Origin of the sequence: Fructobacillus ficulneus (genome assembly GCF_001047075.2) — a bacterium.
In the GTDB taxonomy this organism is placed as follows: Bacteria; Bacillota; Bacilli; order Lactobacillales; family Lactobacillaceae; genus Fructobacillus; species Fructobacillus ficulneus.
The window spans coordinates 411,862-421,608 of the sequence record NZ_DF968005.1; the positions used below are offsets into that span (position 1 = coordinate 411,862).

Annotated in this window: 11 protein-coding genes and 1 riboswitch; of the genes, 3 read left to right on the forward strand and 8 right to left on the reverse strand. The window is 44.2% G+C overall.

Annotation, left to right across the window (positions count from 1 at the left end; all coding sequences use genetic code 11):
- Positions 1–443, reverse strand: a 443-nt coding sequence (epsC, locus tag AOQ29_RS06540; RefSeq protein WP_061993677.1) for a serine O-acetyltransferase EpsC, incomplete at its 3' end; no start/stop codon positions are given.
- Between the two features lie 223 nt (positions 444–666).
- On the opposite strand from epsC, the gene AOQ29_RS06545 reads away from it, so the two are divergent.
- The gene (locus tag AOQ29_RS06545) at positions 667–1,869 is read left to right on the forward strand and encodes an ammonium transporter (RefSeq protein ID WP_061993678.1); all 1,203 of its coding nucleotides are present in this window, start codon (positions 667–669) and stop codon (positions 1,867–1,869) included.
- 162 nt (positions 1,870–2,031) lie between these two features.
- Here AOQ29_RS06545 and AOQ29_RS06550 read toward each other — a convergent pair whose 3' ends face one another.
- Together AOQ29_RS06550 and AOQ29_RS06555 are read right to left on the reverse strand one after the other, a co-directional pair.
- Positions 2,032–3,039, reverse strand: coding sequence for a YeiH family protein (locus AOQ29_RS06550; RefSeq protein WP_061993679.1), 1,008 nt, complete (start codon positions 3,037–3,039; stop codon positions 2,032–2,034).
- An 83-nt stretch (positions 3,040–3,122) separates the two neighbouring features.
- Positions 3,123–3,995 (reverse strand): LysR family transcriptional regulator, encoded by an 873-nt coding sequence (locus AOQ29_RS06555; RefSeq protein WP_061993680.1) that lies wholly within the window; start codon positions 3,993–3,995, stop codon positions 3,123–3,125.
- Between the two features lie 84 nt (positions 3,996–4,079).
- Here AOQ29_RS06555 and AOQ29_RS06560 point away from each other — a divergent pair, with 84 nt between their 5' ends.
- Complete coding sequence (locus AOQ29_RS06560) at positions 4,080–5,024, forward strand: DMT family transporter (RefSeq protein WP_061993681.1); 945 nt, start codon at positions 4,080–4,082, stop codon at positions 5,022–5,024.
- A gap of 85 nt (positions 5,025–5,109) precedes the next feature.
- Positions 5,110–5,799 (forward strand): YjjG family noncanonical pyrimidine nucleotidase, encoded by a 690-nt coding sequence (locus AOQ29_RS06565; RefSeq protein ID WP_061993682.1) that lies wholly within the window; start codon positions 5,110–5,112, stop codon positions 5,797–5,799.
- Positions 5,800–5,879: 80 nt separating this feature from the next.
- On the opposite strand, the gene AOQ29_RS06570 is transcribed toward AOQ29_RS06565, so the two are convergent.
- The 5 genes from AOQ29_RS06570 to AOQ29_RS08240 all read right to left on the reverse strand — a co-directional run.
- Positions 5,880–6,176 carry a thiamine-binding protein gene (locus AOQ29_RS06570; RefSeq protein ID WP_061993683.1) on the reverse strand — a complete coding sequence of 99 codons (297 nt, stop codon included), beginning with the start codon at positions 6,174–6,176 and terminating at the stop codon, positions 5,880–5,882.
- A gap of 12 nt (positions 6,177–6,188) precedes the next feature.
- Positions 6,189–6,821, reverse strand: a complete 633-nt coding sequence (locus AOQ29_RS06575; RefSeq protein WP_061993684.1) for an HAD family hydrolase — start codon at positions 6,819–6,821, stop codon at positions 6,189–6,191.
- Positions 6,822–6,848: 27 nt separating this feature from the next.
- Positions 6,849–7,361: an energy coupling factor transporter S component ThiW gene (gene thiW, locus AOQ29_RS06580; protein ID WP_061993685.1), complete on the reverse strand. Its 513-nt coding sequence runs from the start codon at positions 7,359–7,361 to the stop codon at positions 6,849–6,851.
- A 273-nt stretch (positions 7,362–7,634) separates the two neighbouring features.
- Positions 7,635–7,742, reverse strand: a riboswitch (TPP riboswitch).
- 48 nt (positions 7,743–7,790) lie between these two features.
- Complete coding sequence (locus AOQ29_RS06585; RefSeq protein ID WP_061993686.1) at positions 7,791–8,600, reverse strand: 2-keto-4-pentenoate hydratase; 810 nt, start codon at positions 8,598–8,600, stop codon at positions 7,791–7,793.
- A 575-nt stretch (positions 8,601–9,175) separates the two neighbouring features.
- On the reverse strand, positions 9,176–9,747 hold a 572-nt coding region (locus AOQ29_RS08240), incomplete at its 5' end, for a zinc-binding dehydrogenase (RefSeq protein WP_242977427.1).

The following is a 9,747-nucleotide window of genomic DNA, read 5'->3' on the forward strand; positions in this document are numbered from 1 at the left end:
ACCACTGCGTTAGCACCAATCTTACTGCCACTGCCAATTGTAATGTTTCCTAACACCTTAGCTCCGGCACCAATCATGACATGGTCGCCAATAGTTGGGTGGCGTCGTTCGCCCGGCTTAGCAGTTCCGCTGGCACCGAGGGTCACACCCTGATAAATCGTGACTTCATCACCAATAATAGTTTCTTCGCCTATCACCACGTTAACACCATGATCAATCACGAGGTTTTCACCAATGGTTGCACCGGGGTGGATATCAATCCCGGTTCTTTTCTTGCTATGGTTCGAAATAAGTTGGGCTAGAAACTTGTGCCCATGAGTCCAAAGATAGTGACTAGTCCGGTAAGCACGAATTGCTTGATAACCGGTGTGAAAGAATATGACTTGGTAACGGGAGTGAAGAGCCGGGTCACGCCTAATGTAGTCATCAACAGTTTCAAACATAAAATCATTCTCCTTTTAAACTCAATCCATCACAGGACAGCCAATTCGGTTTTTGTTATTGGTATTCCCGAATATTTGTAGACTAATATACTCTCAAATTCGCAATATGCCCTATAACTTGTGTCAGAAAACCTGCCAAAATTAAATTGGTATGGTTAAATCTTACGTTATGATTGAACATGTAATAAATTAAGTGATGGATAGTTAATTGGAGGAAAGTAATATGGATAGTGGTAGCACAGCGTGGGTCTTAGTATCTGCGGTATTAGTTTGGATTATGACTCCTGGATTGGGATTGTTCTATGCCGGTTTGGGGGATAAGAAGAATCGTCTTCACACTGTTGGCCTTTCAGTCCTCTTGATTGGTCTAGCAACAATCGTGTGGGCCTTAGTCGGTTATAGTTTGGCTTTCGGTGGGTCCGGTGACTTCATTGGAAACCTTCATTTCTTCGGCTTTAACCATGTTTCGCTTTCATCATCAACGCGCGGGTTAACCATTTCGGATGGGACCTTCGCCATTTTCCAGGGAATGTTTCCTATCATCACCATTGCCATCATTACCGGATCAGTCGTTGGCCGAATGCGCTTAAAGGCAATGTTAGTTTTCCTAACTCTCTGGTTGTTGTTCATCTATGCCCCCCTCGCTCACATGGTTTGGGATAATGGTTTCTTAGCTAAGTTGGGTGCCATTGATTTTGCCGGTGGAACAGTTGTTCATATTTCATCCGGTGTAACTGGTCTCGTGTTAGCCCTTGTTATCGGGCCTCGTCACGACCGTCGTCCTAACAAAATTAGCCCGCTCTATGTTTTGACTGGTGGCTTCTTATTGTGGGTTGGTTGGTACGGGTTCAACGCTGGTTCAGCACTTGCTGCTAATAACCAAGCCGTTGTTGCTTTAGTTAACTCATGGTTTGCTTCATCTGCCGCTGTCATGTCATGGGCAGCAATCGCCTACTTTATCCAAAAGAAGGTAACAGTTGATGGATTGGTCACTGGTGCCTTAGCTGGATTAGTTGCCATCACCCCCGCTGCTGGTTATGTTCAACCTTGGGCAGCGATTGTGATGGGATTGCTAGCCGGTATTCTCGGATTTTTCAGTATCACTACTATTAAGAATTTCTTTGGTTACGACGACACCTTGGACGCCTTCGGTATTCACGGTATCGGTGGAACAGTCGGCGCCCTCCTCACTGGGGTCTTTGCTGATAAGCACTTATCTGGCGGTATCCCCGGTTTGATTCAGGGTAACTGGACTTTGTTGGGTCACCAAGTGATTGCCATCCTGGTAACCTTGGCAGTCGTAATTGTTGGAACGCTAATCCTTGCTAAGGTTACTTCTTGGATTGCTGGTCCCTTGCGTGTAACAGCTGAAGAAGAAAAGGCCGGCTACGACAACTCACTACACGTCATTGTTGTTGACGACTAAGATACTAAATTAACTAAAAAAAGTTCAGATCAATTGATGATCTGTACCCCAAAAGTTGTATAAACTTACGGGGTATAGATCATGATCTGAACTTTTTTTATATTTTAAAACGGAGGTTATTATGAAAGTAATTCATAACGACTGCCGGATCAGCTTTTAATTTTAAAAGAAAATCTTAATTAAAATCAGAGCCAAAATGACTTGGCTAGCCCCAACAACAAAGCCGAAGCTTAAGAACTTCACACCACTCTTCTTAATCACTGTCCACTTGAGGTTTAGACCAATGGCAGCCAAGTTGACAACCCCGAAGAAGGAGCTAATCGTATGGCTAAATTGGTGAACACTGCTTGGTAAAGCGGCAAGGGAATTAACGATAATCAAAACGGCAAAAACGATGATATACCATGGCAAGATGGTAATCTTACCCGCCTTGGCATCAGCGGCTTCCGTACCCGCCTTAATCCGGTCGCGCTTGGCTAAGTAAGCAAACAAGACAACCACGAAGACCAGCATAATTACCCGCAACAACTTGAACAAGGTGGCATAGGTCACGACATTGCTATTAATCAGCGAAGCAGTCCCGACAACCTGACCAACGGATTGAACGGTTCCACCGACCAAGGCTCCACGAAGAAGGTTGTTATCGCCGAAGAAGAAGTGCGATAAGGTTGGCAACGTTAGCAACAATAACATTCCCGTCAAGGATACTGTGGCGACAGCCGTGCGACGGTCGTCGTCTTTAGCTTGAATAGCAGGTGCAACGGCCGCAATGGCACTCGAGCCACAAACCGCGTTCCCAGCCCCCATTAACATCGTACTTTGGCTATCAACTTTAAAAAGGTACTTGCCAAGCAAGAAGACGGTTGTAATCACCAAAATCATATTGATAATGATGAAGGCCACCCCGTTCAAACCCAACTTAGACAAGGTCTTGAAGGTCAGTGTTGATCCGAGCAAAGCAATTCCGATTTCAATTGGATACTTTTCAGACCACTTGATTCCTGCCCCATACTTACTGTCGGTAAAGATAGTGTTACCGAGTAAGATTCCAATAATCATTGCCAAACTTTCGGCACCGAGTTGAGGCAAATACCGGCTTAAGAATTCACCGACAAATGAAACTACTAAAACCAAGGCAATGCCCACGAGGTGGGCTTTTTTAATTTTCATATGTGACTCCTATCACTAATTTAGTACTTTCCCAGGATAGTACAGAGCTAGAATGAATGCAAGCTAGCAATACTAAAGTTTGGTTACAAACCACCGACATTTTCTTGAGCAAAGGCAATGAAGTGCTTAGCCGTACTCGTTAGCAGACCCTGAGGACGGTGTAATAAACTAATTGGCCGTGAAATCACCGGATCAATTTCGAAAGATTGAATCTGGTAGAGCTTTTCGGTCTCGGCATCCATGGGCATAATGCTATAGCCAATTTTTTGCTCAACCATTAGAATCGTTGAAAGGCTGTCATGAAGACGCATGGTAACCTTCGGCTCCAGACCAATCGCTTTAAAGGCCGCCAAGGATTCACTAAAGAGCCCCTCTTCCAGTAAGAGATAAGGTTTATCAGCCAAAGTCGCCAAAACTAGCGGCTCGTCAGGCAGGCCCTGGGCCAACTCTTGGGGTAAAACCGCCCGGAGGTGCTGGTTTTGGATAACGAAGTGGTCAATCCCAGCCTTGTCATCTCCGTTCAAATTAACAAAACCGATGTCGGCATCACCGTTTTCAACCCAGCTTGGAATACTAGTATAATCCCCCTGTAAAATTGAAAATTCACTATTGGGATAAACTTCTTGAAAGTGACTGATTAACTTGGGCAACCACTGTTGGGAGATACTAGGAATCGTTGCCAATTTAATGACGGCTTTCTCGTTATTAATCTCAGCCTTTTGTTCTTCTAGGGCCTGGTAGTCATTAATCAATTGATTGATAATCGGGAAGATTTTCTGCCCATTGGCTGTTAGCTGAATTTCATGGCGATTTTTAATTAAAAGTGGAAAGCCACAATCCTTTTCTAAGCTCTTCAGCATTTGGGTAACAGCTGGTTGGGTATAGCCTAAAATTTCGGCTGCCCGGGAGATATTTTGTTGTTCTAAAACAACTTTGAGAGCCAAAAATTTGTTCATAAGAACCCCTTATATTTTTATAAAAATTATTCATTTTCATTATAACTCCATTGGCCTTATATTGTTAGATAAGGAGTCAACTCTATGAAAAAATCACAACAACAAATCGGTCTCTTCTTCGCCATTGCCGGTGCTTCTTTTTGGGGGCTTTCTGGCGTAGCCAGCCAATACCTCTTCCATGATACCGGCGTCTTACCCACTAGCATAGTCGCCCTCCGCCTGCTAATCGGTGGTTTGCTCGCCCTCCTTTTGGCCGTGGGTTCCCCACGACTACGGACACAAATTTGGGCAATTTGGCGCGATCCCGCTGACCGAAAGAGGCTTTTACTCTTTAGCCTCTTCGGCTTCTTGCCTTCACAGCTGTCTTACTTCTTATCGATTAGCTATGGTAACGTGGCAGCGGCAGCAGCTCTCCAGTTTCTTAGTCCAACCTTCACCCTGGTCTACTTGATTGTTGGTCAGCGGTACCAACCAAAGATGTTGGAACTCTTAACTATTTTAATCAGCGTCGTTGGGACAATCCTCTTAATCACCGATGGCCAACTGGCCGTCTTCGCCATTGCTCCTCTCGCTATTTTCTGGGGACTAGTTTCAGGCATGGGTCAAGTTGCCTATAGTATCTTGCCCAAACCCCTCTTGGAAAAGTACGATACTTCGGTCGTTGTTGGTTGGGGAATGTTTTTAGGTGGGATTCCTCTTGGACCAGCTATTTTCAGGGATTCAGCCTTGACTACTCTTTCAGCTTGGCAATGGACTAATGTTGTTTTCATCATTTTGATTGGAACCCTAGCAGCCTGTCTTTGCTACATTAACAGCCTCAAATACCTGGCGGCGACGGTCGCTCAAATGTTGGGGTCCTTTGAGCCCCTAACCGCCACAGTCTTTTCAGTCTTGGTATTGAACCAGCACCTTGGTTTGGTGGAGATTTTGGGCATGATTTTAATTATTAGTGTTGTCTTTATTCAAAGTCGTAAAAACGAACCAGAGGAAATTACGACCGCCGACCTTTATATAGTAGATAAAAGCTAAAGTTTTGTTTGATATTTCTAGTTGGATAGTGCATGATATTAATAATGATTTTATGTAGATTGACGACTAGGAGAGTGTTTACGCAATGTACCAGTATTTAATTTTTGATTTGGATGATACCCTACTTGATTTTACCGGTGGTGAAATTGCCGGCATCAAATCCCTCTTCCAAGACAAGTTAGCCATTCCGGCTGACCAAGTTGACCAAGCCTTGGCAACCTACCAAGAAATCAACCACGGTCTCTGGCACCAATATGAACAAGATGAAATTCCTCGTCAACAAATCTTCGATACCCGGTTTGCCTTAACTTTGGCAGCCCTAAAGATTGACGGAGATGCGGCAGAATTAGAAAATGAATATGCGTACTTACGCAACCACAACTTCCGCCTCTTACCTTACGCAACTGATGTTTTGAAAAACTTAAGTTCCGATCATACCATTATCGCCGGAACAAATGGTCAAGAAGCAACCCAACTTCTGCGCTTAAAAGAGACTGGTTTGGACCAGTATTTTGACCAAATCTATACATCCGAAGGTGTTGGCGCTTCAAAACCTGATACCGAATTCTTTGATAAAATTTTCAAGGATAATCCAGGTATGAATGCTGACAATACTGTGATGATTGGTGACGGCCTTGGTTCTGATATCTTAGGTGGACAAAATTACGACCTTGATACAATTTGGCTCAATGCCAAAGGGCAAGATTTGCCCGCTGACTTACACCCCACTCACCAAGTGACCAACTTGGTTGATTTGGAAAAAGTTTTCAACTAATTTTCATCGATAAATTAAAAGACCTAGAATAGCTATGACTCCGCTTTGAGTCAGCCGTTCTGGGTCTTTTTATTTTGGTTTTACCTGTATTTGCCAGTTTTTTCATCAATCGTTAAAACCGGTCCATCGACCTGGTAAACAACTTTGATATAGGCTGAAACCTTTTTAGCTCCCGCTCGCACGGCAACATGCTGGCACTCCTTAGCAATATCCATTAATTGATCATAGTCATCACCTTCTAAGGTCGTTTCAAAGGCGCCGACTTGGTAATGAAGACCGGTTGAATCAAGGTAAGCAATCACCTCATCGACAATCCGGCAAAGTTCTTGATTATTTGGTGCTTCAGGTAAAACCTGAATGGCAATACTGGCAGTCATATTTTTCTCCCATTAATAGGTTTTTAAAGTTTCAGTCGCGTAATTTCGAATCAATTGCCAGTCGTGGTTAGATTGATAATCATAGACACCAACCACCACGAAGCCAGCTTGGTGAGCAGTCTTGATAGCATAAACCGCGTCTTCATAAACGGCAACTTGGTCTGGACGGACACCCCAACGTTGACAGGCTAAATTGTAGATAATCGGCGAGGTTTTGTCAGTTTGGAAATCAGGGCAGGCTAAAACAAAGTCAAAGTACTGGTCTAAGTTGAGACGCTTCAAGCAATCATGAATCAAATTTTTGTCAGCCGTCGAAGCCAGCGCTAATTGACAGCCTTGATTCTTTAAATTGGCTAAATAAGCTTGAACACCGGGTTTAGCCGGGATGTCTTGCCGGTAGTGCTGGTCCATCAGGGCATTAATCGCAGCTGTAATTGCTGCTGGTTCGTCTGTTAGACCAAAATAGTCCTGAATAACCTTGGCTGCTTCATCGACCGTTAGTTGCTCGATTGCTTGCAATAGTTGATTCGGAGCTTTTTCAGTTAATCCATGCTGGACTAAAAATTCCTGGGTTAACTTTGTCCAGTAGACTGAAGAGTCGACTAGGGTGCCATCCAAATCAAAAATCGCATAGGTTTTATCCATGTTTTTTCCTCTTGTCTAAGAAATCAATCATTGTCCATTAATTCGGTGAACCATTTGTTGCAAGACACCAGCCTTCTGTAAGACCAATAAAAGTGCCAAACCCATCCCAGCACCGACAATTGCAGCGGGGGTATAAAATGGGACGAAATAGTACCAATGTGGTAAGTCTACGCCATATAAGTATTTCATGAATGGATAAGAGGACAGAGCTCCGATGACACCAGTGCCAAAGACTTCCGCCGCAAAAACCAAGTAAAGGTTATGCGTCTTACGGTAGACCAACCCACCGAGGATCGGTCCAAAAATGGCCCCTGTTACTGCCTGGATTGTTCGCCCTGACATCATCCGTAAAATTCCGCAAATTAAAGCACTAGCAAAACCATACCAGGGTCCAAGCAAGACCGCAGCAATCACATCAACAAAGTGCTGGAACGGAGCCATGGCTGGAAAGTGAACAAAACTATTTAAGACATAAGCTAGCCCAGCCAATAAGGCCGTTACGACTAATTTTTTTGGATCTAAACTTCTCTTGGCTTTCATCAGAAAACCCTCCTTGTGAGTCACAGGAAAACGAAATCAACCACAACGTTTTCCTCGAGTAAAAGATAACAGTGAAAAGCCTGCTACCTAAAGAAAAAGCGGTCGAAACTCACTGGTTTCCTCTCACGCCGGAACACGGCTTCCCATCGCTGTAATTACCAATCACGGGCGCTCCCCCGGACTAGTCACGGTTTTCACCGTGCATTTTCATTTTCCTCCTTTCATCAAGGCACAAAAAAAGAGACAGTCTGTGCAGACCGCCCCCATAAAAATTAATCAATCATTCTCATAATTCCTACGGCGGCATTATCCGCATCAGGTCAACGGGTCGAAGCTTTTGCTTCCTCTCAGCCCGACACACGAGCTCCCCTACGAGAAAAATTATACTCAATTTTGTTAAAAATCACAAGACTGTGATTTAAAATGTCCTTAGTCTTGTACTTCCACAACAACGTCTGGGAAGTTATGACTGAACGAAGCCTTCCAAGTTCCCTTGGTAAGATTCGCAGGCAAGAGGAAGGTTCCTGATGAAACACGTTCCCCGGCCTTCAAGGTCTTACCTTGAGCATCCAACTTCTGCACCAACCATTGTAATGACTTCAATGGGTTGCCAAGGACCTCTGATGAAACCCCTTCAGCAACTTGTTCGCCATCGTGGTAGAGCTTAGTAGTCACGTTAGTGAAGTCTTCCATTGATAGATCTGTGCTGTCACGCTCCTCACCGTAGACAACAAAACCACCAACAGCGGCATCAGACATGACCAAGTACTTGCTCAAGCTTGGGAACCAGTCTGAGAATCGGGCGTCAGGAACTTCCACCCCGGCAGATACTTGAGTCTTGCGTTGCAAGTCTTCCAAAGTATCATTAACATTTAAGTCTTCCTTAGCCTTGAAGACCAGTTCGACTTCCGCCAATGGCTCCATCAAGTTATCCTTCAATGAAAGAGTGGCCGGTGATTGGACGAAGTGGCTTTGCACTTGGGCCCCATAGAGTGGTTCGTTTGAATCAAACATTTCTTGGGTTTGTGGGCTGGTCAAGCTGACCTTGTAGCCCCCAAGTGGTTGGTTCTTAAATTGCATCAACAAGTCTTGGACTCGGTAAGCTGTTTCATCATCACTCACCAAATCAACCCATTCGTTCATTTGCAACGGTTGCTTTTCTTGGTAGGCATTGTACAATGCATGGGCCAATTGGTCTTCGTTGCTTTCTGGTGTTACTTTTACATTCAAGTTAGTCATTGTCATAATCGGTTCTCCCTTTATCAGCTTAAAAACGGTTCGCAGTAGTTGAAACACATCAATAATTTAAGTTGCTGAATACCTCCCTGATTCCTAGACTAAACAAATAAAAAAGCCCCTAGTCCAAACGAAAAAACGTTTAGACTAAGGGCGCGATTAGCACGGTACCACCTTATAATTTTCGAAGCCAAATAGACTTCGAACTCATCCCGTACGGCCATCAACGATGACGATACAGTGGCAAGGTAACGGTTGCAACCGAGTGGCACTTACTAAGTCAAGTTCAGTCCACTAGCTAAAGAAGGATAACCTTATCAGTAAGTCCCACTGCGTTGTTGCACCAAACCAACGCTCTCTTAGAGTAGTCTTACAAAGGCTGTTTCTTATAATCGCTTTTGCTTTCTTATCTGTTGAAGCTTAGTTTACAACTTTTTAAATTGATGTCAACACTTTTTATCATTATTTTTTAATTTGTTCATTTTATAATCATTTTAATCACATAAAAAAAACCGTTAATGCTAGTTGTTAACGGTGTTTTATTAAAATTAATATATTTTTGATGAGAATAACTCTATTTAGCTCACTGAGATTGCTGCTTTGATTGTTTGGCGCTGGTCCATTGCTTGGTAGGCTGCATTGATGTCGGCCAAGGCATATTCACTCGTGAAGACTTTGCCGGGGTTGATTTCCCCATCCAAGACCGCCTTCAACAAGACTTCTTTGTCGTAGGTTGTTACTGAGGCCGGTCCACCACCGATAAAAATGTTGCGGTAGAAAGTTGTGGCCATGTCGATGTCCTTACCATGAGGCAAGCCAACTCGACCAATGCTAGCACCGGGACGAGCGACGGCTACAGCAGTTTGCGTTGACTGCTCATTTCCAACACATTCCATCACGGCATCGGCCCCGAAGCCGTTCGTCAAGTCCATCACTTTTTGGACGCCCTCTTCGCCACGTTCAGGAATGATATGAGTAGCACCAAATTCCAGAGCCAACTTTTGTCGATCTTCGTGGCGACTCATAATGATAATTTGCTTAGCACCACGGAGCTTAGCGGCGATAACGGCACACAGACCAACGGCCCCGTCACCAATAATCACGGCTGTATCACCCTTTTGGACGTTAGCTGTCCGAGCGGCATGGTAAC

Coding starts and splice junctions, on each gene's coding strand:
- AOQ29_RS06555 (WP_061993680.1), bottom strand. CDS start 3,995: ATGAACAAATTTTTGGCTCTCAAAGTTGTTTTAGAACAACAAAATATC.
- AOQ29_RS06575 (WP_061993684.1), bottom strand. CDS start 6,821: ATGGATAAAACCTATGCGATTTTTGATTTGGATGGCACCCTAGTCGAC.
- AOQ29_RS06545 (WP_061993678.1), top strand. CDS start 667: ATGGATAGTGGTAGCACAGCGTGGGTCTTAGTATCTGCGGTATTAGTT.
- AOQ29_RS06560 (WP_061993681.1), top strand. CDS start 4,080: ATGAAAAAATCACAACAACAAATCGGTCTCTTCTTCGCCATTGCCGGT.
- AOQ29_RS06550 (WP_061993679.1), bottom strand. CDS start 3,039: ATGAAAATTAAAAAAGCCCACCTCGTGGGCATTGCCTTGGTTTTAGTA.
- AOQ29_RS06565 (WP_061993682.1), top strand. CDS start 5,110: ATGTACCAGTATTTAATTTTTGATTTGGATGATACCCTACTTGATTTT.
- AOQ29_RS06570 (WP_061993683.1), bottom strand. CDS start 6,176: ATGACTGCCAGTATTGCCATTCAGGTTTTACCTGAAGCACCAAATAAT.
- AOQ29_RS06585 (WP_061993686.1), bottom strand. CDS start 8,600: ATGACTAACTTGAATGTAAAAGTAACACCAGAAAGCAACGAAGACCAA.
- thiW (WP_061993685.1), bottom strand. CDS start 7,361: ATGAAAGCCAAGAGAAGTTTAGATCCAAAAAAATTAGTCGTAACGGCC.